Below are 19,810 nucleotides of genomic sequence, written 5' to 3'. Positions count from 1 at the left end.
GGGGATACGGGCCCGACTCGCGCTGATACGTTACACCGGGACGAGGGAGAGATACTTGAACATCAGATCGGGCTTTGCGACGGCCTTTTTGACGTTCGCCGCCAGCGCGGCTCTGGCCCCGGCCCAGGCACAGCGGTCAAAGGCGGGGGCCGACCGGGATTGGGAGGGCATGTGTGAACTGCGGGGACCGCTCGGCGGCCCGGCGGTTGCGAGTGTCTTGTCCCTCGCCTGCGCCGTGGCTTTGCTGGTCGTCGGGGCCAATCCCGCACGCGCGCAGGAGTATGTGGGGAGTCTCTACTTTCCGGGCGGTCAAGACGCCCTCAGCGCCGAGCAAGACACGGAGGTAAGACGGATCGCGACTCGACTCGCTTCCCAGTCGACCCGAGCCGTTCTGGTGACGGGCCATGTCTCCGTGCAGAACGACAACAACCGAAGCCTCGCCCTGAGCGGCGACCGCAGTCGAAGCGTGTTCCGGGCCTTGTCGGAGGCGGGCGTCTCGGAGGACAGGATCACTGTCCAGTCGGCGGGCGAAGACAAGGCGGCCCGTTCCACTCCTCGCGCGCGAAGCGATCATCTCGACAATCGGGTGGATGTGTTCCTGTCGTCGCGCCTCCACCTGGCGGGCGTGCTGTCCCCGGATTTCTCGGGCCAGTTCGAGGTCCTCGCCGGCGGGGCGGACATGCTTCCGCTCAGTTCGATCTGCCCCGAGATCGTGGGCAACAGATTCCTTCACATCGACGCCGCTGAACCGGACCTCGTCTTCCGGCTGGAGCAGGCCGGATCCACCGGCTTTCATCTCGCCTCGCCGATCGAAACGACCATGGTCCTGAGGGGGCCAGGGGAATTGACGACTTGCGTGATCGGCCGGCAGGGAACGTCGACATCCCTGCCCAGCCTGCCCATGGGTGAATATCAGCTCTTCATCGGCCGGCCAGAAACGAGCGGGGCCGGACGTGAGGTCGGCCCCTTCAGCCTGCGGGTCAGCCGATCTCCCACCTGACTCCGGCCCTTGCCGCACCTCAGGCTCCTGAAAAAAGAAACTCCTGCTGAAAGGCCCAGGACGATCCCGGTCCGCTATCGACCCATAAGAGACGTTCCGGAGACGTCTCTGCGAAGCCGAGGCTCAGAACAGCGGCTGTGCAGCGGCCGGCTCGGGCGCGCGCTCGCAGACGCCCTCCATCGACAGCGACTGCCTGACTTTCGTTCCGGAGCGAAACTCCTGCTCCTGGACAAAGGTGGAGCGTATCTGTCCTGAGGTCCTGTCGATGATGTAGACCTCGGTCGCGAAGCTGCCAGAGTAGTAGGTCCCGTCGATCACCCGACGGTGCTCGCCGCTGAGCTGCCAGCGATACTCCACGTCGGATGAGGAGGCGGCGCACTCGAGCGTGCGAGGGTCGTTCGGGCCCATCACCTCCGCCGCGTCGAAGGGCGTGACGCCGGTGGTGCATGGCATCGGAACCCAACGTCCTGCGTCAAATCGCTGCCAGGAGGTGGGGCTGACGCGATAGTAGGTCTCGCCGCCGGGGGTCGACATCTGCTCGCCCTGCGCCGGGGCCCACTGGCACTTCAGGACGACGTCCTGCGCCAAGGCTCCGCCAGCCGCAGACATGACAATGAATGCGGCGAACGCCGGGAGCAGTGATGCGCGCCGTGAAGAGGAAGCGAGGAGGCCTGCTCCGCAACTTTTCAGGGACATCCGCTGGCCTCCAGCTTCCAGTTTCTTTCGGTGGTCTGCCTCGAACGGATTTCAGCGTCCATCTGAGCGTTGTCGGGACGGGTGCCCGCCGCGACCAAGCCCGCGCCATTGCGGTAAACGAACATGCAGCGCAACGCGGACGGCCCGTGAACCTTGATGTCGCCGTAGACGCCAAACCGTTCCACGCTCTCTGCTTTCAGCCGTTCAAGACGCGTGCGGTGATCGGACGTGGTCGATCGTTCCGGGCCGACGGTGTTGTGGTGCACGTGGCCGGCGGGTCGTTCGTCAACGAAGGTGTAGGCGTAGACCCTCTCGGATGCTTGCGTGGCTCCCAATGTCGCTGCGGCGCCCATGACTGCCAGGCTCAGCACGGCTATCGCTTTCCCTCTGCTGAGCAGGGACGGGACATCAACGTGACGCGACATCACCATTCGCTCGCTCCCTGCTGGGTGTAAACGGCGTAGCCCATCCCCTGGTACCGGACCGTCAAGGCATACGACGCTTCCGCCGCCGCACGGTCGCGGGAGGTGGCATCCGCGTCCTGGAAGCCGCGGCAGTTGAGGGAGGAGAAGTCGAAGGGCCGGTTTGTGTTCTCCAGCCACTCTTTCCAGCGGTCCTGCATCTGCTGGGTTTGCCCCCAGGGTCCGGTGAAGACCTTCGAGACGTAGGCCACGGAGGCGCCGGACTCGGCGGAGCAATAGTAGCTCATCTCATCCGCCGTTGCGGGGGCGCTGGATGCAGTGAGAAGGGCCGAGGCGATGGCGTAGGCGATCAGCATTTGGGGGTCTTTCCTGAGGGCGTTCAATGCTGGGAGGCAGATTTCAGAGCAGCGGCGCCGGGCGGGCCTGGAGAGCCGGGTCCGCCGCAGGCTGACAGCGGCCGACCATGACGCTGTCGCGAAGGCTGTCGGGAATCTCGGGGTCGAAATAGCTGGTTCCCCCGTATTCTTTGTAGTTGGCGACACCGGTGCGACGATCGATTGCGATCTGGTCAAACCCGCTCTTCACCCACACGCCGGGCTCGATGTGCTCGACGCGCAACGTCCAGGAATAGGCGCCGTCGGCAATCTGGACCTCGCAGACTGGCGGACGTCCGAACCGGTTGCTGTCCTCGTCACAGGGCATGTCCGCCCACGCCCAGGCGGCGTCCCGAAATACCTGCCACGAGCCTGGAGCCACCCTGTAGGTGGCGCTGTCGCCGTTATCCCATTCGCATTGGAAGACGGACTGGGCCTGGGCCGCTCCCGCGGCCAAGGCCACCCCAAGCGCTGCTATCACGAGTTTCAAGTCAGCTTTCCTCTGGTTTTCCTGGATCAGTCGCCGCGATAGGCCCAGCGGGCGAGGCGCACGTCGTGCCCGTCGCGACGGTGGCGCGCCATCCACTCGTTCTTGTCGTCTTCGGCTTCCTGCCAGTTGTCGTAGCTGATGCTGCAACTGACGGAGCCGAACGCTCGGCCATCATACGCCTCTGCGAATGCGCGGAAGCTGTTCTGCACCCCCACATGGTAGGTGCCGACGGGCACTTCGAAGACCGTCGTGAACACGTGGTAACGGCCATAGTCTGGCTCGGAGGCCTTGCAGTAACCGTAGCTCACATCCTGGCCTGCCGTGGGAGCCGGGACGGGAAGCGCGGCCGCAGCCCCAATCAGCGCGAGAATAGAAATCACCACAGTCCCTCCGATGCGGCCTTGTCCAACGACGATTTCTCGAAATGGGGCTCTGGTCAATGAGACAAACCTGACGCCATCTGACGTGCCTCACGACGCATATTCGCCGGTGGCGATAACGGCTGAGGTGTCTTGGGAGCGCCAGAGCCATGCCGGCGCCATCCGGTCCGTGGCCTCCTACCCGCGGCCTTGCCGACCTCGGCGCGCCGCCGCTCAGGCGGTGGAACTCCGGCTCTCGTCGGGGCGGGCTCGTCCTGACCGAATGAGCGAGCGGCTGACGATCCCCGACAAGGCTCCGGCGCCCGCTCCGAGCACCGCAAGGTTCAGCACACCCTCGGTGACTCCGACGGGCGAGGCGGTAAGGGTGGAGAAGGCCGCCATCACCAACGCGCCGACAACCGCGCTGAAGCCGACGTACACGGCGGCGCTGTATCGGCGCGGGAGAATTCCGACAACCAATCCGGTCAAGGCGGCCGGGACCAGACCGATCACATAGCCGAACGGAATCATCCAGATCGCGCCAAGTATCGCCTCGACGACGGTCGGAGGCTCGTCACCAAGACTGAAGCCCCAGATCGCATAGGCCAGCGCTCCGGCGAGGGGGCCCGTCGCGGCGAAAATCAGCGCGGTCATGAGGGCAGACTTCAGACTTTTCATCGCACTGTTCCGATTGCGTTGGCGAGGGGGTCAGTCGCCCGGAAAGACCATGGACAGGACCGCCAGCGTCTCAGCCTCGCCCCCGCTGCCGCACTGGTAGCCGCCCAGGATTTCGTACTGAATCTCGGCAGACGCGGCCAGCATGTCGATCACGTTCGGGTCGCAGACGCCGTCGTGGCCGCCGCCGAAGCGATGACTGCCCTCATACTCATTGACCGCCGTCATGAGCAGATGGTCGCTCGATGCAAAGCCGTCGTTGCGTTGCATGACGACCTGAAGCCCCCATTCGGCGGGATCCGTATCCGGAAGGGCCGAGCGAGGGACCCGCGCGGTGATGGTCCTGCCTTGCGCCCCTATTCGCGTCGGAACGACAAGCTCGCCGGAGAGGGTCGGCGCCTTCTCTCCGATCTCGCGCCGAACGCGCGCCGGGTCCTGTGGCGACATCAGAATGGCCCTGTCCCACCCGAGAAAGTCGAAAGCGACATTCAGGCCGGGCGGGCTCTCCTGCAGCCCCAGTTCGCCCGCAGCGATGAATACGATAGGAAACTGGAGAGAGAAGCCCGGCGACATGCGCCAGGGATTTTCCAGATCGGCGGCGACGGTCACGGCGAAATCTACGTAGTCACCCGCCAGCGTCATCTCCAGCCGGGTGATGTCAAACGAACCGGGCCGATAGATCGGATCGGTCGGGTAGACATAGGTCCCAGGACCCTTGTCATCTCCCCTCGGGTCGTCGATGGCGACCGTCTGGGCCAATGAGGGGCTGCATATTACGGCAGCGGCGAGGAGCGCCCCGAGGCTGGCGACGAAACCTGAATCTCTCATCACTTACTGACTCTTGCTCCCCATGAACCCCGCATTGAAGCCGTTCAGGCCGCCGCCATCGTCGCGGCGCCAACTGCCTTCCGGCGGATTGATGACCAGGGCGGTGCGGCCCGGGACCCGGTGGCCCGGCGACGGGCTGGTCATGGGATCCTCGCGGTCCGGAAAAACGCCCCGACGGCGTTGCAGAAGGCGTACTCCTCCCGGGGTGCAAGGTTGCAATGCTCAACGACCCCTTTGCAGCTCCAATAGTCCGCCCGTTCAGCAAGATTGCAGTTTCGCTGAACCCTGGCCTGGCACCACCAGTAGTCGGCGGACTCAACCAGAGAGCAGTTGTTCTCGACCAGCCCCTTGCACAGCCAATAGCGCTCTCGTTCAGCAAGGTTGCAATTGCGCGACTCCAAGCTTTGGCAGAACCAGTAAAGGTCGCCCGCGACAAGGTTGCAGTTCATCGCCGCGTCCTGCGGCGGCCCTGCTCTTCCCGGAGCGGCGACGGTTGGCGCCGCGAGGAGCCAGAATGCCGTTGCCAGGGAGGCCGCGAACGCGGTCGGGCGGGAGGTTCTGCGCATACGCTGATATCAGCCCGGACTTTCGGGACCGTCAATAAGCCTGAGCATTGTCATCAGAACCCGTCAGTGCGGCTTCCACAGGATTGGATTGCGGGTCGTGGCAGGCGTTCCTCCGATGGTGAACGCGGGACTGATCCTCCGTGACAATTGGACGCCGTCGGTCACCAGGTCTGGTACGGACGAACCGGCAGGCCTCACCAACCGCTGCCTGGCCCGGCGGACACCTCAACTCGACGGTTTTCCGGCAGGGATCCCGACCCGTCAGCGACCGGACGCGATGCGCCGAAGGCCTCCGTGGTGATCACGCTGGCGGACACACCCCGCTCAATCAGATAGTTGCGCACGACGTTGGCCCGCCGCTGCGACAAAGCGATTGCGAAGTCGATCGAGCCCTCCGCCGGGTCGGCGTGCCCGGCCACGATGACGTCGACATCGCCGTCAGAACCGATCTGGCGGGCGATCTCGTCCAGGGTCATACGGGCTCCAACGGTCAGCACGTCTGACATCGCCTGAAAGTAGGTGATCACCGGAGGGAAGGTCCGCTCCGGGATGACGGCGGCTCCCCCGGTCAGGGTGATGCGATAGGCGCCCACCTCCCCCGAGCCGAGGCTGTTGGCCCGGATCGAATATGCGCCCGACGCCGGCAGCGTCGTCTCCAGTCTCGAATCGGTTCCGCCGCCGCTGTCGTCGTCGACCGCAAGCTGTTCACCGTCGCAGACACCGCCCCGGTAGACCGCAGTATAGGCGTCGAACTCGCCGGAGCGCATCTCCACCACGACCGGTTCCTTGGGTCGACCTGTGAAAACATAGCAGTCGAAATAGCTCTCATCCTCCGCCACCGCGTCGGTGCTTGTCAGCACCCCCTGCAGAGATTGTCCAAACTCAATCGCGGTCGTGCGCACGACCGGGACCGGGCCGAGATCGGAAACACTGAGAACGAAGGATCCCGTCTCCCCTCCCGAGAGGCTGTTTGCCCGGATCAGCCATGTCTGGCCGTCTCCTGTGAAGTCGATTCTCGAGTTGGTGCCGCCGGCGCCGTCGTCGTCAGTCTCGCTCACTTCGGCGCACTGTTTGCCGAGGCCGAGATAGGTGTCGAAGGCGTCGGACCTCATCTCGACCCGATACCGCATGCCCGGTTGGGTCTGAAGACGGTAGCAGCGGTAATGGGCGCCATCGTCCAGCCGGGGATCGCTCGACGCCAACGCACCCTGCAGGTTTTGGCCCACGGCGATGGGCGTCTGCGCAGCTGCCATTCCGGGCATGACCAAAGCCAGGGCCGAGCCCACGAGCGCAACGCCTCTCCATTTTCCGGCCGGTACCGCCGGACGCCCGCCACGATCTGTCATCGAATGAACTCCCTCATCGGCGTGCGTCGTCCACCGACTGCAACGCTTGAAACGTCAGCGACCGAGCACTGTCTTGATCAGTTGAAAGGTCATGGTCTCATTTTCACAAGGCGCCGAAATGTTCTCCACGGCGCCTTCGCGCCACTGAATCCGCATCACATAACTTGCGGCGTCCAAGGGACATTCGCGGGTCCGGCCGGACCGCAGGGGCAGCTCACGTGGCCAGGCCGCCGGATCGCTGGTCCTGCAGGGATGCGACAACAGGAATTCGACCTGTTCGACAGCCGGCGCCGGCAAGGACCCCGTCGATGGCGGATACCGTTCGGGCTCCCAGGTTATCGTGCCGTCGGCGTTCGGCGCCGACTGCCGGACCCAGCTGTAGTCGAACGTCCGCCGCCAGTACCACCAAGCCCCGGCAGCATCCTGCCAGACGACCGCGCGGGTGGTCGTCGGACCCATTGCACTCTCCGGCAGGGCAGCCTGGATGACCACGCGGGCGTCCGCTTCAGGACGGACGGTGACCTCTTCTGGAACAGAAACCCGGTCGAGATAGCCGGACGGGCTTGATCCGGCGGCTTCGACAAGCCGCGCCAGGCGGCGGCGATCGACGTTGACGTATCCAGGGCAAGACGGCTCCGCCGCGGTCTGTGGCGTCATCACCGCGGCCACTGGCGGGGGAGCCCAGCCGCCGGTCAGGGCAAGGCTGGCCGTGAGAATTCGGTATGCCGCAGGCCGCCCTGTCACGCGCCAGCTCCCCGGGCGGCGCCTGGAGCGGCCACGGCCGCCGCGGTCCGATAGGCTGCGAGCGGGTAGAACGCCTGATCACAGGACCCCGTCCAGACTTTCCCGTCCTCGACCCTCGCCAGGAAGGCATAGGTCTGCCCGGGACGGAAATTGACGCCGCACAATGCGCTGTCGCCGCGTTGGTGGCGAATATTCCAGTGTCGCCGGATCGGTCCCTTGACGGTTTCCGAGACGACGAAACGGGTCTCGGCCATGGCGTAGCCCCCGACCGGAGGCAGGCGGCGCGTCGACGATACCCGCGCGACGATCATGATGTCCGCCTTGGAGAGCTGCTCGGCCGCGCTTCCGGGATCAGGGCAACTGCAGGCGTGTGCGACCCCCGCGACAAGCGCCGAAGCCAACAGAAATGCGCCCGACCACGCGAGCGGCCTGCGCACGGTCATACCCCCCTTCAACGCACCCATCTCATGTCCCCCAAGCCGTCGTCTGGTCCACTTCGTCCGTTGGTGAGAGAGTGAGGGTCCAGTCTTCATTTTGGCAAGTCGTTGCTCTGCCCTTTCCGTGACCTCGAGCGTCGACCGAAAACGTCCACCAATACGGCCAAGCTTGAACCGCAAAAGAGGCAAGTCAGCGCTGGGTCGCGCCGGCGCCTCGAGGAAATGACGGGAGCGAACCTTCTCAGTATCCGCTCCGAGTCAGGTTCGGCCGTATTAGCCTTCGCGGGCGTTTGGTGCATGGAGCGAACGTTTCGAACCGCCGCTATGAGTTTTCACCGCCCCCGGCACTGCTTTGCTCATAAGCCACTGTCCAAGAAGCGGACGGACTGAAGCGCCGCTTTGAGTCAGAAGCGGACGCCCCACTCACAGATGCCGCGTCCAGTATTCCTCCGACAGGCCGTTGGGGGAGGGTAGCGGGGCATCGGCGGGCGAGGAGCGACCTCGGCAAGATGGGGTATTCGGCCGGCGGCTTCCGCGATGTGCTGGAGCGCTACGGGGTGAAGGTCTGAAGTCGGGGCCGGAACGGGCGGAGCCTAGTTTTCGGCCACGACCTCGAACCCCGCGTAGATCATGCGCTTGCCGTCGAACGGGAGCGGGTCGCCGCCCATCATGCGATCGTCCTGCATCAGCTTTTCCCAGCCGGCGTCGCGGGTGGCCTTGTCGGGCCAGGTGATCCAGCCGACGGCGACGGTCTCGCCGTCCTTCAGGGCCACGGCGCGCTTGAAGTCGGTCAGCTTGCCGTCGGGGACGTCCTCGCCCCAGCATTCGGTGACGGACAGGGCGCCGTGCTCGCGGAACAGGGGCGAGATCCTGCGCGAATGCTCCAGATACGCCGCCTTGTCGGCGGTGACGACCGGGATGACGGTGATGTCGAGGAAGGTCATTTTGCTGACGCTCCGCTTTCTTGAAGGGGGGCTATCGCTCGGGACGCGGTCCCTCGCTGCTTGAGCCCGGGGATTGCGGAGCAGGGAACCGCGAACGGGCGTCGCAGGCAAGGGGCGGTGGTTGCGCGCTCGCCTCTAGGCCAGCATGTCCAGCAGGGTCCCGGTCATCTCGTTCGCCGTCTTCAGCACCGAGACATTGGCCTTGAGGGCCAGTTCGGCGCCCAGGCGCTCGACGGTTTCGCCGGCGAGGTCGGCGAGGGGGTCGGCGGCGGTGCGGCGGGCGCTGGCCTCGAAGCGGGCCGAGGCCGAGGCGATGCCGGCGGCGGCGATGGCGTGGGCCTGCATGGGCGCTCTCCCGGGACGGATGCGGGGAGGATGGCGCGCGAGGCTGAAGAGGGCGCCAACGAAACTGGTTACTTGCCGTGCGGCGGGGGCGGGGGCATCGTCGGGACATGGGCACGGACGAGCCGGCGGGCGGACGCTTCCAGAGCTTTGCGGCGTTTTACCCGCACTATATCCACGAGCACTCGAACCGGACGTGCCGGCGGATCCATGTGGTGGGGTCGGCGCTGGTGCTGGTCGCGCTCGCCGCGGCGGTCGTGACGCGCAACGCCTGGTGGCTGCTGGCCATGCCGCTGATCGGCTACGGCTTCGCCTGGGTCGGACATTTCTTCTTCGAGAAGAACCGGCCGGCGACGTTCCGATACCCGCTGTGGAGCCTGATGGGCGACTGGCGGATGTTCTTCGAAACGGTGACCGGACGGCGACCTTTCTGAGTGGGCCGCGGTCACAAGGCTCCGCCTTGTTGACCCGACGCGGCCTGGCGCTTCGCGCGCGCCCAGGCGGCGAGCGTCCGCGGCCTACCTTGAGCCGACGTTGGCGGGGGCGCTGGCCATCAGCGTCTGGCTGGGCTGGGCGTCCCACGACGGGGGGCAGCCCTCGAAGCGGCCGGCGTCGATCAGGGTCAGGCGGCGCTGGTTGAAGCGCATGGCCGGCTGCATCGAGCCGCGGCCGTGGCCGGTGTAGAGGTCGATCTTCTGCCCCTTGATCGCGCCGCCGGTGTCCGAGGCGTACCAGTAGCCGTCGTGCAGGGCGCCGTCGGGCATCCGCATGCCGACCGTCTCGGGGATGAACAGGCGGGTGCGCCGGGGGATGTAGCGCGGATCGGTGGCGATGGTGCGCATCGGGATCGGGCGGCAACCGAGGCTGTCGTTGCCCGTCGCCCCGCCGCCGCCGGCATGGTAGAGATTGATGCGGGCGGTCCAGTCGGCGTCTTCCGCCATCAGGGCCTGTTGCTCGGGGGTCAGACCCCCGACGCCGCTGCCGGAACCTTCGTCCGTGGCTCCCGTTGATTCCTCGCCCAGACCGGTCGCGACCGCGGCTTCGTAGGAAACGGGTTCGGCCTGCGCCGTCGCCTGGACGGGGAAGGCCATGGCCCAGACGAGGGCGAACGCAGCGGCTGCGCCAAGCATGATGCGACTCACGTAAGCACCGGCCCCTGACGCGTCCGGCGAGCGGCTTGTCGTCAATAATTGCGGCGAAATCCAGTCACGATGTGCATCGTGCGACCTCCTGTCCGGTCATGCGGGGGATAAGTGGCGCAGTCGATGGTCTAGCCGATTCGCGTTTGGCCAACGGGAGGCGATCGGTAAGCTGTATTCGCAGATCAGAAACACTTTGCTGTCTGGCGATGCTTACTGGCGATAAAGATATTCGGTGCGCCGACTGTTTGAGCGTCAAGTGGTTGCTCAGCGGGGTCGGGGGTGATTGTCCGGGTCGCCGGCATCATCCACAGGATTCCGCGCGGCTGGAGGCGGCGTTCGTGATCGGCTAGAGCATCGGCGTCATTCGCCGGAGCCCTGACATGAAGCGTTTCCTGATCGCCGCGGTCGCGGTCGTCGCCGTCGGCGGCGCGGCCCTGCAGGCCTCGGCCTGGGGCAACACCGGCCACCGGCTGATCGGCGTGGCGGCGGTGCGCGGCCTCCCGGCCGAGCTGCCGGCCTTCCTGCGCACGCCCGGGGCGGCGGCCGAGGTCGGGGAGCTGTCGCGCGAGCCGGATCGCACCAAGGGCGGGGGCCAGCCGCACGACCGCGAACGCGACACGGCGCACTTCATCGACATGGACGACAGCGGCCGGGTGATTGACCAGCGCGGGATGGCGATCGACGCCCTTCCGCGGCTGAAGTCGGAATACGATGCGGCGCTGACGGCGGCGGGGCTGGACGTCGATGACGCCGGCTACCTGCCCTACGCCATCATGGACGGCTATCAGCAGCTGGTGCGCGACTTTGCGACGTGGCGGGTGCTGAACGCCGCCGAGGCGCGCGAGACGGACCCCGGCAAGCGGGCCTGGTATCGCGAGGACCGGCTGCGGCGCGAGGCGCTGATCCTGCGCGACATGGGCTATCTGGGCCACTACGTCGGCGACGGCTCGCAGCCGCACCATACGACGATCCACTACAACGGCTGGAGCCGCGACGTTCCGAACCCGGAGGGCTTCACCACCTCGCGCCAGACGCACGGCGCCTTCGAGGGGGCGTTCACCGCGCGGGTGGCGCGACTGGATGCGATCGAGGCGGCGATGACGGCGCCGCAGCTGGACGGGTTCGACCTGCGCGCGCGGGTGCCGGCCTATCTGAAGACGACCCTGGCCGAGGTGCTGCCCTTCTACCGGCTGGAGAAGGCCGGCGGCTTCGGCGAGGGCGACGCCCGGGGGGCGACCTTCGCGCTCAACCGGCTGGCGGCGGGCGCCTCGGAGCTGCGCGACCTGTACATTCTGGCGTGGCGGGACTCGGCCGACGACGAGATCGGCTGGCCCAAGGTCAAGGTGGCCGAGGTCGAGGCCGGGACGGCCGATCCGTGGCTGGCCATGTATGGCGAGGACTGATCCGCGTTGAGTGAGTTGACCCCGCCCGTCGTCATCCTCGACAAGCCGCAGCTGGCCGACAACATCGGGGCGGTGGCGCGGGTGATGGCCAATTTCGGCCTGTCCGAGCTGAGGCTTGTCGCGCCGCGCGACGGCTGGCCGCAGGACCGGGCCTGGGCCACGGCCTCGGGGGCCGACTGGGTGCTGGACGGGGTCAAGGTGTTCGACAGCGTGGCCGAGGCCATCGCCGACCTGAACACCGTCTTCTCGACCACGGCCCGGCCGCGCGAGACGCGGATGCCGGTGCGCACGCCGCGCGAGTCGGCGCGGCTGCTGTACGACGACCGGGCCTCGGGGCTGACGGTCGGGCTGCTGTTCGGCGGCGAGCGAGCCGGGCTGGAGACGACCGACATCGCCCTGACCCAGGGGATCACGACCATCCCGATCGATCCGAAGCACCATTCGCTGAACCTGGCCCAGGCGGTGGCGATCAACGCCTATGAGTGGCGGACCCTGATCCTCGACGCCCCGCCACCCAGGTTCAGGGAGGGCGACCCGCCGGCGTCGAACGACCTGCTGGTCGGGATGTACGAGCACCTGGAGAAGGAGCTGGACGAGGGCGGCTTCTTCCATCCGCCCGAGAAGAAGCGGTCGATGAGCCAGAACCTGCGGGTGATGCTGGGCCGGGCGGCGTTCAGCGAGCAGGAGGTGGCGACCTTCCGCGGGGTGATCCATGCGCTGGCCAAGGGGCGGGGCCGGGTGCTGGCCAAGCTGGCGGCGAAGCGGGCGGCTGAACAGCCGGAGTAGTCGATCCCTTCTCTCCTCGGGAGAAGCATCAGAGGCGGTCGCAAAACCCGGGGACCACCTCCGTCGCCGGGCCGTAGACCCTCTCGTCGAACAGGCGACTCCCCAGCGACGGCTCGAGGTTGAGCTCGACGGTGCGGGCGCCGGCGTGGCGGGCCTGCTGGACGAAGCCGGCGGCCGGCCAGACGGCGCCGGAGGTGCCGATGGAGACGAACAGGTCGCACGCCGACAGCGCCCGCTCGATGCGGTCCATGTGCAGGGGGAACTCGCCGAACCAGACGATGTGCGGGCGCAGGGTTCCGCGCGGGTGGAAGGGCGAGGGGTGCTCGGGGGCGAGATCGCCGGGGCAGTCGAGGACCCGGCCGGTGACCGTGCATTGGGCCTTCAGCAATTCGCCGTGCATGTGGATCAGGCCGAAGCCGGGAGCGGGCGGGGTGGCCGCATGGGCGCGGTCGTGCAGGTCGTCGACGTTCTGGGTCACGAGCAGAAAGTCGCCGTCCCAGCGGGCGGCGAGGTCGGCGAGGGCGCGGTGGGCGGCGTTGGGCTGGACCTCGGCCAGCTGGCGGCGGCGGCGGTTGTAGAAGTCCTGAACGAGCGCCGGGTCGCGGGCGAAGGCCTGGGGGGTGGCGACATCCTCGACGCGATGGCCCATCCACAGGCCGTCGTCGGCGCGAAAGGTGGGCACGCCGGACTCGGCGGAAATGCCGGAGCCGGTGAGGATGACGAGGTTGCGGCGCATCGGCCCACTAAAGCCCTTCTTCCCTTGCGGGAGAAGGTGGCGGAGTGGAGCGAGGGCGGATGAGGGGTCGCGCCGGCGGCGGGTCTTGAAACTCGGCGCGACCGGTGCGACCCCTCACCCGTCAGTCCGGGCTGCGCCCGGCCTGCCACCCTCTCCCGCAAGGGGAGAGGGAAAGCGAACGGAGCTCCCGCCGATGAAAACCCGCGCCGCCGTCGCCTTCGAGGCCAAACGTCCGCTGGAGATCGTCGAGGTCGATCTGGAAGGGCCGCGCGCCGGCGAGGTGCTGGTCGAGATCAAGGCGACGGGCATCTGTCACACCGACGCCTATACGCTGGACGGGCTTGACAGCGAGGGCATCTTCCCGTCGATCCTGGGTCACGAGGGCGCGGGGGTGGTGGTCGAGGTGGGGCCGGGGGTGACCTCGGTGGCGGTCGGGGACCATGTGATCCCGCTGTACACGCCGGAATGCCGGCAATGTAAAAGCTGTCTGAGCCGCAAGACCAATCTGTGCACGGCGATCCGGGGGACGCAGGGCAAGGGGCTGATGCCCGACGGGACCTCGCGCTTCAGCTACAAGGGGCAGGCGATCGCCCATTATATGGGCTGTTCGACCTTCTCGAATTTCACCGTCCTGCCCGAGATCGCGGTGGCGAAGATCCGCAAGGACGCGCCGTTCGACAAGGCCTGCTACGTCGGCTGCGGCGTGACCACCGGCGTCGGCGCGGTGGTCAATACGGCGAAGGTCGAGCCGGGCGCCAACTGCGTGGTGTTCGGGCTCGGGGGCATCGGGCTGAACGTCATCCAGGGGCTGAAGATGGTCGGGGCCGACATGATCGTCGGGGTCGACATCAACGACAGCAAGGAAGAGTGGGGCCGGCGGTTCGGGATGACGCATTTCGTCAATCCGAAGAGCGTGGACGATGTGGTGGCCCATCTGGTCGAGCTGACCGGGGGCGGGGCGGACTACACCTTCGACTGCACCGGCAACACCACGGTGATGCGCCAGGCGCTGGAGGCCTGCCACCGCGGCTGGGGCGAGAGCGTGATCATCGGCGTGGCCGAGGCAGGCAAGGAAATCGCGACGCGGCCGTTTCAGCTGGTCACTGGCCGGGTGTGGCGCGGCTCGGCCTTTGGCGGCGCGCGGGGGCGGACCGACACGCCGAAGGTGGTCGACTGGTACATGGACGGGAAGATCGAGATCGACCCGATGATCACCCACACCCTGCCGCTGGAGCGGATCAACGAGGCGTTCGATCTGATGCATGCGGGGGAGAGCATCCGCAGCGTGGTGGTGTTCTGAGGCTTGCGCCCGCAGGATAGTTGTTTAAAAAAACTATCCTGAAGCAGGGAGAGGGAAGCCATGTTCACCCACATCACCGTCGGCGCGAACGACGTCGAGGCGTCGCGGAAATTCTACGATGCGGCGCTGGGGGCGCTAGGGCATGAGCCGGCCAGCGGGCCGGACGCCAAGGGGCGGTACTGGTGGCGCACCCGCATGGGCGCCTTCGCCGTCGGCCAGCCCATCGACGGCGAGCCGGCCTGCCACGCCAACGGCGGCACCATCGGCTTCTTCGCCGCCAACCCGGAGGCGGTCGACGCCTTTCACAAGGCGGGCGCCGAGAACGGCGGCGTCGCCATCGAGAACCCGCCCGGGTTCCGCGAACTGCCCGTCGGGAAGCTGTATCTGGCCTATCTGCGCGACCCGTCGGGCAACAAGATCTGCGCCCTGCACCGTCCCGGATAGCCGCCGCGCGGCTTCCTGGATGACAAGGGGGGCGGTAGAGGGTCGGGCATGGAAACCCTGAAGACCCACGTCGTCCACGGCGGAACCCTGCGCTATCTGCGCCACGACAGCGCGACCACCGGCACGGCGATGACGCTGTCGGTGTTCGTTCCGCCGGGGGAGGGGCCGTTTCCGGTGCTGATCTGGCTGTCGGGCCTGACCTGCACCGAGGACAATTTCACCACCAAGGCCGGGGCCTATGGGGCGGCGGCGGAGCACGGGGTGATCGTCGTGGCGCCGGACACCTCGCCGCGGGGCGAGGGCGTGGCGGATGACCCGGCCTATGACCTCGGGCAGGGCGCGGGCTTCTATGTCGACGCCACGGAGGCGCCGTGGGCGACGCATTTCCGCATGGAGAGCTATGTCGTCGGGGAGCTGATCGCGCTGGTCGACGCGGCGTTTCCGACGACGAAGGCGCGGGCGATCTCGGGTCATTCGATGGGCGGGCACGGGGCGCTGACGCTGGCGCTGAGGCATCCGCACCTGTTCCGCTCGGTCTCGGCCTTCGCCCCGATCGCCTCGCCGACGCGGTGTCCGTGGGGGGAGAAGGCGTTCGCGGCCTATCTGGGCGCGGACCGCGAGCCGTGGGCGGAGCATGACGCGGCGCGGCTGATCGAGGAGGGCGTCGGGGCGGGGTGTTTCGACGACATCCTGATCGACCAGGGCGACGCCGATCCCTTTCTGACGGAGCAGCTGAAGCCGGAGCTGCTGGTCGCGGCGGCGGAGGCGGCGGGGCAGACGGTCACGCTGAGGATGCAGCCGGGGTACGATCACTCCTATTTCTTCATGGCCAGTTTCATGGCCGACCATCTGGCCTTTCACGCGGCGCGGCTGAAGAGCTGAGCCCGACGGTGTGGTAGGATGCGCGGGCACTGCCGAGGCGGACCCGATGCGACTGATGGCCCTGACCCTTTCCCTCGTTCTGACGTTGGCGGCGCCGGCCGCGGCCCAGCAGCAGATGGTCGATCCGGACTTCCGTCCGACCGTGGAGCGCCCCGCCTGGGCCGAGGGGCAGGGACCGGTCGTGGCGATCGACGAGGCGCACGCGAATTTTCACCGGATGGACGGGCAGTATGCGCCGTTCGCGGCCCTGCTGAGGGCCGACGGCTATCGGGTGCGGGCCGGGACGCAGGCGTTCGACGCCGGCGGGCTGGAGGACGTGGACGTGCTGGTCATCGCCAATGCGGGCGCGACCCGGCAAAAGCCGACGCCGCCGGCCTTCACAGAGGCGGAAGGGGCGGCGCTGGAGGCGTGGGTCCGGGACGGCGGCAAGCTGTTGTTGATCGCCGATCACACGCCGTTCGGGGCGGCCGCGGAGGCGCTGGCGGCGCGGTTCGGGGTGAGGATGGGGACCGGCTACGCCTTCGCCCTGACGGATGGCGGGGGCGATCTGACCACCAACCTGACCTATCCGGTCGAGGCGTTCGGGGATCATCCCATCTTCGCGGGACGCGACGCCTCGGAGCGGGTGGAGGCGGTGACCGCCTTCACCGGCCAGTCGCTGGCCGGGCCGGAGGGGGCGACCGTGCTCCTGCACATGACGGACGGGGCGCGGGAGTCGGCGGACCTGCCGACGCTGCAGGCGCTGGCCGACCGGCTGGACGACGCGGGCGTTCCCGACGCGGCGGTGGCGGAGCTGTCCAAGCCGGCGCTGCCGGCGCAGGGACTGGCGTTCGAATACGGCCGGGGCCGGGTGGTGGTGCTGGGCGAGGCGGGGATGCTGTCGGCGCAGCTGATCCGTTACCCGCCGGAGAGCGGTCAGGCTGACCGGCGCTTCGGCATGAACGCCGCGCCGGGCAATGCGCGGTTCGGCCTGAACATAATGCACTGGCTGACGGGCCTGCTGCCCTGAAGCCGTGCTAGGAGGGATCATGACCGACACTCCGACCGCCGCCCACGATGAGATGTTCGCCGCCCTGTGCCGGGAGGTCGGCTTCTGCCTGCATCCCAAGGGCGAGAAGCGGGTGATCGCGGCCCTGCCGAACGGGCTGGACGCGGCGACGCGGGCGGTGTTCGACGCCGAAGGGGTGGATTTCGTCTCGGCCTCCGGCGACCTGCGACGCGCGGTGCGGGACTGTCTGAAGGCCAATCTGCCGGAGGCGTGAGCGGAGCGGAATCGGCCGTCAGGGGTTGGGTTCGGCGAGCGGGCGCCTAGATGAGGGGCCCCCGAAACCTGTCGAAGGAGCCTCCCCATGGCCTTTACGCTTCCGCCCCTCCCCTATGCCTATGACGCCCTGGAGCCGGCCATCGACAAGGCGACGATGGAGTTCCACCACGGCAAGCACCACCAGGCCTATGTCGACAATCTGAACAAGGCGGTGGACGCCGACGGCAGCCTGCAGGGCAAGTCGCTGGAAGAGGTGTTCGCCTCGATCTCGAAGGCGCCGAAGGCCGTGCGCAACAACGGCGGCGGGCACTGGAACCACAGCCTGTTCTGGGAGCTGCTCGCGCCCGTCGACCAGACCGGCGAGCCGTCCGCGGAGCTGGCCGCCGCTATCGACCGCGACCTCGGCGGAATGGACAAGTTCAAGGAGGCGTTCAACGCCGCCGGCGCGGGCCAGTTCGGCTCGGGCTGGGCCTGGCTGATCGTCCAGGACGGCAAGCTGAAGGTCACCTCGACGCCGAACCAGGACAATCCACTGATGGATGTGGCGGAGGACAAGGGCGCCGTGGTGCTGGCCGCCGACGTCTGGGAGCACGCCTATTACCTGAAGTACCAGAACCGCCGGGCCGACTATCTGAAGGCGTTCTGGACTGTGGTGAACTGGAACAAGGCCAACGAACTGTTCGCGGCCGCCTCGGCCTGACGATCCCGGCCCGCCGTCGTGAAATTATTACGGCGGCGGGCTGGCGGCGCCGTGATTTCGCCCTATCTCGGTCATCGAGTGTTGACTTGGGGAGGGCCTGCCGATGACGCCATCGCTCAAAATCGCCGCCGCGGGCCTGATGCTCGCCGTTCTGACGGGGGCGGCCGGCTGTTCGCGGGAAGCCCGGCCCGCCACGGATGAATCCGAAGCGCCGGCCGCGGCCCCGCCCGTCAGCCCGGACGTCAGCGCCGTCCGCATCGGCACGCTGGAGGCGACCGCGCTGAGGGACGGGACGATCAAGGTTCCCGCCGGCGACGCCCAGGTCAGTCCGTGGACCAATGTCGCCGAGGTCTCGGCCCTGCTGACGGCGGCGGGCGTGACCGACGGCACGATCCACCTGCCGATCCAGCCGCTGCTGGTGCGCGACGGCGAGCGGGTGGTGCTGATCGACGCCGGGGCCGGCGGCCAGATGGGCACGGAAGGCAAGCTGGTCGCCTCGCTGCGGGCCGCTGGAGTTGAGCCGGGACAGGTCACCGACGTGCTGATCTCCCACGCCCACGGCGACCATGTGGGCGGTCTGGTCGGGGCGGACGGTCGCCTGACCTTTCCCAACGCCGTCATCCGTATGAGCGCGCCGGAGTGGGCCTTCGCCCGGGACGGCGCCGGGGAGGCCGGAGCCGGCTCCCTGCTGGCGGCCATCACGCCGAAGGTCGAGCCATTCGCGCCGGGGACCCAGGTGACGCCGTCGATCAAGGCCGTCCCGCTGGCCGGGCATACGCCGGGACACAGCGGCTATGAGATCGTCTCCGGGGACGACCGGCTGCTGTACATCGGCGACGCCATGCACAGCTCGATCCTTTCGGTGCAAAGGCCGGAGTGGCGCAACAACTGGGACAGCGACAACGCCAGGGCGGCGGCCACGCGTCAGAACCTTCTGGAGCAGGGCGTGACCGGGACCCGGCGGATCTATGGCGTGCACTTCCCCTTCCCGGGGGTCGGCCGCTTCCAGCGGGTGGACGACGGCTTCGTCTGGATTCCGGACTCCTCCGCCCAGCCTTGACTCAGACGGGGGCGGCCGTCATAAGCGCCGCCTTCACGCCACCGGCTCGCCGCGTTGCGTGATCCACTACGGACGATGCGTGGACCGCCGTTGAGATCGTCCCTCCAGTTGGGGAGGGACCGGGCCGCATCACATAGAGAGTGACTTATGTCCAAGCGCCACAGCGCCAAGTACAAACTCGACCGGGTCATGGGTGAAAACCTGTGGGGCCGCTCGAAATCCCCCGTCAACAAGCGCTCGTACGGCCCCGGCCAGCACGGTCAGCGCCGCAAGTCGAAAGTCTCGGACTTCGGCCTGCAGCTGAAGGCCAAGCAGAAGCTGAAGGGCTACTACGGCAACATCACCGAGAAGCAGTTCTCGGCGACCTATGACGAGGCCTCGCGCCGCAAGGGCAACAGCTCCGAGAACCTGATCGGCCTGCTGGAGTCGCGCCTCGACGCCATCGTCTACCGCGCGAAATTCGTCCCGACCGTCTGGGCCGCCCGCCAGTTCGTCAGCCACGGCCACGTGACCGTCGATGGCAAGAAGGTCGACATCGCCTCGTACCGGGTCAAGCCGGGCCAGGTCATCGAGGTCAAGGAAAAGTCCCGCTCAATGGCGCTGGTGCTGGAAGCCCAGCAGTCGTCGGAGCGCGACGTGCCGGACTACCTCGAGCTGGGCGATCGCGGCTTCTCGGTCCGCTACGTCCGCGTGCCGGAGCTGGCCGACGTGCCGTTCCCGGTGAAGATGGAGCCGAACCTGGTCGTCGAATACTACTCGTCGTAATCGGTTCGCGATCGCGACTGACAAGGTCAGGGCCCCGGAGCGATCCGGGGCCCTTTCCATATCCGCCCGTGACGGGTTCCCCTCGCGGGCGAACAGGCGCACATT

Annotated in this window: 27 protein-coding genes; 12 read left to right on the top strand and 15 right to left on the bottom strand. The window is 67.5% G+C overall.

Translation table 11 applies throughout. The annotated features are described in order from the left end of the window. Positions 1-217 precede the first annotated feature (217 nt). Complete coding sequence (locus V6M45_RS01535) at positions 218-1,000, top strand: OmpA family protein (RefSeq protein ID WP_332653531.1); 783 nt, start codon at positions 218-220, stop codon at positions 998-1,000. Between the two features lie 123 nt (positions 1,001-1,123). Here the strand turns inward: V6M45_RS01535 and V6M45_RS01530 are convergent, their stop codons facing one another. From V6M45_RS01530 to V6M45_RS01470, 13 genes are all read right to left on the bottom strand, one after another. Next, entirely contained in the window at positions 1,124-1,588 is a 465-nt protein-coding gene (locus tag V6M45_RS01530; protein WP_332653530.1) for a hypothetical protein, read from the bottom strand. 98 nt (positions 1,589-1,686) lie between these two features. Further along, positions 1,687-2,127 (bottom strand): hypothetical protein, encoded by a 441-nt coding sequence (locus V6M45_RS01525; protein ID WP_332653529.1) that lies wholly within the window; start codon positions 2,125-2,127, stop codon positions 1,687-1,689. After that, positions 2,121-2,474: a hypothetical protein gene (locus V6M45_RS01520; protein WP_332653528.1), complete on the bottom strand. Its 354-nt coding sequence runs from the start codon at positions 2,472-2,474 to the stop codon at positions 2,121-2,123. The genes V6M45_RS01525 and V6M45_RS01520 overlap by 7 nt, the downstream gene beginning before the upstream one ends. Before the next feature lie 43 nt (positions 2,475-2,517). Further along, entirely contained in the window at positions 2,518-2,982 is a 465-nt protein-coding gene (locus V6M45_RS01515; protein WP_332653527.1) for a hypothetical protein, read from the bottom strand. A 26-nt stretch (positions 2,983-3,008) separates the two neighbouring features. Further along, a complete protein-coding gene (locus tag V6M45_RS01510) occupies positions 3,009-3,365 on the bottom strand; it encodes a hypothetical protein (RefSeq protein WP_332653525.1) in 357 nt (118 codons plus the stop codon). Positions 3,366-3,575: 210 nt separating this feature from the next. Continuing rightward, a complete protein-coding gene (locus V6M45_RS01505; protein ID WP_332653524.1) occupies positions 3,576-3,995 on the bottom strand; it encodes a hypothetical protein in 420 nt (139 codons plus the stop codon). Between the two features lie 54 nt (positions 3,996-4,049). After that, complete coding sequence (locus tag V6M45_RS01500) at positions 4,050-4,844, bottom strand: glucodextranase DOMON-like domain-containing protein (RefSeq protein WP_332653522.1); 795 nt, start codon at positions 4,842-4,844, stop codon at positions 4,050-4,052. Between the two features lie 3 nt (positions 4,845-4,847). Further along, positions 4,848-4,988, bottom strand: a complete 141-nt coding sequence (locus tag V6M45_RS01495) for a hypothetical protein (RefSeq protein ID WP_332653521.1) — start codon at positions 4,986-4,988, stop codon at positions 4,848-4,850. A 616-nt stretch (positions 4,989-5,604) separates the two neighbouring features. After that, the gene (locus V6M45_RS01490; RefSeq protein ID WP_332653519.1) at positions 5,605-6,696 is read right to left on the bottom strand and encodes an OmpA family protein; all 1,092 of its coding nucleotides are present in this window, start codon (positions 6,694-6,696) and stop codon (positions 5,605-5,607) included. A 114-nt stretch (positions 6,697-6,810) separates the two neighbouring features. Next, positions 6,811-7,413: a hypothetical protein gene (locus tag V6M45_RS01485; protein ID WP_332653517.1), complete on the bottom strand. Its 603-nt coding sequence runs from the start codon at positions 7,411-7,413 to the stop codon at positions 6,811-6,813. 83 nt (positions 7,414-7,496) lie between these two features. Then, on the bottom strand, positions 7,497-7,943 hold the full coding sequence (locus V6M45_RS01480) for a hypothetical protein (protein ID WP_332653516.1): 447 nt from the start codon (positions 7,941-7,943) through the stop codon (positions 7,497-7,499). Between the two features lie 587 nt (positions 7,944-8,530). After that, a complete protein-coding gene (locus tag V6M45_RS01475; protein WP_332653514.1) occupies positions 8,531-8,881 on the bottom strand; it encodes a DUF1428 domain-containing protein in 351 nt (116 codons plus the stop codon). Between the two features lie 135 nt (positions 8,882-9,016). Next, positions 9,017-9,226 carry a flagellar hook protein FlgE gene (locus V6M45_RS01470; protein WP_332653512.1) on the bottom strand — a complete coding sequence of 70 codons (210 nt, stop codon included), beginning with the start codon at positions 9,224-9,226 and terminating at the stop codon, positions 9,017-9,019. A gap of 107 nt (positions 9,227-9,333) precedes the next feature. Between V6M45_RS01470 and V6M45_RS01465 the strand changes: the two genes are divergently transcribed. Next, complete coding sequence (locus V6M45_RS01465; RefSeq protein WP_332653510.1) at positions 9,334-9,657, top strand: Mpo1-like protein; 324 nt, start codon at positions 9,334-9,336, stop codon at positions 9,655-9,657. A gap of 84 nt (positions 9,658-9,741) precedes the next feature. Here the strand turns inward: V6M45_RS01465 and V6M45_RS01460 are convergent, their stop codons facing one another. Beyond that, positions 9,742-10,353 carry a 3D domain-containing protein gene (locus V6M45_RS01460; protein ID WP_332653508.1) on the bottom strand — a complete coding sequence of 204 codons (612 nt, stop codon included), beginning with the start codon at positions 10,351-10,353 and terminating at the stop codon, positions 9,742-9,744. A gap of 392 nt (positions 10,354-10,745) precedes the next feature. Between V6M45_RS01460 and V6M45_RS01455 the strand changes: the two genes are divergently transcribed. Together V6M45_RS01455 and V6M45_RS01450 are read left to right on the top strand one after the other, a co-directional pair. Then, positions 10,746-11,768, top strand: coding sequence for a S1/P1 Nuclease (locus V6M45_RS01455; protein WP_332653507.1), 1,023 nt, complete (start codon positions 10,746-10,748; stop codon positions 11,766-11,768). A gap of 6 nt (positions 11,769-11,774) precedes the next feature. Further along, positions 11,775-12,554 (top strand): RNA methyltransferase, encoded by a 780-nt coding sequence (locus V6M45_RS01450; RefSeq protein WP_332653505.1) that lies wholly within the window; start codon positions 11,775-11,777, stop codon positions 12,552-12,554. Positions 12,555-12,582: 28 nt separating this feature from the next. On the opposite strand, the gene V6M45_RS01445 is transcribed toward V6M45_RS01450, so the two are convergent. After that, positions 12,583-13,290 carry an NAD-dependent deacylase gene (locus V6M45_RS01445; RefSeq protein WP_332653504.1) on the bottom strand — a complete coding sequence of 236 codons (708 nt, stop codon included), beginning with the start codon at positions 13,288-13,290 and terminating at the stop codon, positions 12,583-12,585. A 193-nt stretch (positions 13,291-13,483) separates the two neighbouring features. Between V6M45_RS01445 and V6M45_RS01440 the strand changes: the two genes are divergently transcribed. From V6M45_RS01440 to rpsD, 8 genes are all read left to right on the top strand, one after another. Further along, positions 13,484-14,590, top strand: a complete 1,107-nt coding sequence (locus V6M45_RS01440; RefSeq protein ID WP_322256241.1) for an S-(hydroxymethyl)glutathione dehydrogenase/class III alcohol dehydrogenase — start codon at positions 13,484-13,486, stop codon at positions 14,588-14,590. Between the two features lie 60 nt (positions 14,591-14,650). Continuing rightward, positions 14,651-15,034 carry a VOC family protein gene (locus tag V6M45_RS01435; protein ID WP_332653499.1) on the top strand — a complete coding sequence of 128 codons (384 nt, stop codon included), beginning with the start codon at positions 14,651-14,653 and terminating at the stop codon, positions 15,032-15,034. 48 nt (positions 15,035-15,082) lie between these two features. Continuing rightward, positions 15,083-15,916 (top strand): S-formylglutathione hydrolase, encoded by an 834-nt coding sequence (fghA, locus tag V6M45_RS01430; RefSeq protein WP_332653497.1) that lies wholly within the window; start codon positions 15,083-15,085, stop codon positions 15,914-15,916. A 46-nt stretch (positions 15,917-15,962) separates the two neighbouring features. Further along, the gene (locus tag V6M45_RS01425) at positions 15,963-16,925 is read left to right on the top strand and encodes a DUF4350 domain-containing protein (protein WP_332653495.1); all 963 of its coding nucleotides are present in this window, start codon (positions 15,963-15,965) and stop codon (positions 16,923-16,925) included. A 19-nt stretch (positions 16,926-16,944) separates the two neighbouring features. Next, positions 16,945-17,178 (top strand): hypothetical protein, encoded by a 234-nt coding sequence (locus V6M45_RS01420; RefSeq protein WP_332653493.1) that lies wholly within the window; start codon positions 16,945-16,947, stop codon positions 17,176-17,178. Positions 17,179-17,265: 87 nt separating this feature from the next. Next, positions 17,266-17,880 (top strand): superoxide dismutase, encoded by a 615-nt coding sequence (locus tag V6M45_RS01415; protein WP_332653491.1) that lies wholly within the window; start codon positions 17,266-17,268, stop codon positions 17,878-17,880. Positions 17,881-17,983: 103 nt separating this feature from the next. Continuing rightward, entirely contained in the window at positions 17,984-18,940 is a 957-nt protein-coding gene (locus V6M45_RS01410) for an MBL fold metallo-hydrolase (RefSeq protein ID WP_332653489.1), read from the top strand. Between the two features lie 147 nt (positions 18,941-19,087). Next, positions 19,088-19,705, top strand: a complete 618-nt coding sequence (rpsD, locus tag V6M45_RS01405) for a 30S ribosomal protein S4 (RefSeq protein ID WP_332653487.1) — start codon at positions 19,088-19,090, stop codon at positions 19,703-19,705. The last annotated feature ends 105 nt before the right edge of the window (positions 19,706-19,810 follow it).

Origin of the sequence: Brevundimonas sp. (assembly GCF_036676055.1) — a bacterium.
Classification (GTDB): Bacteria; Pseudomonadota; Alphaproteobacteria; order Caulobacterales; family Caulobacteraceae; genus Brevundimonas.
This window is presented reverse-complemented; position numbering and strand designations above follow the sequence as displayed.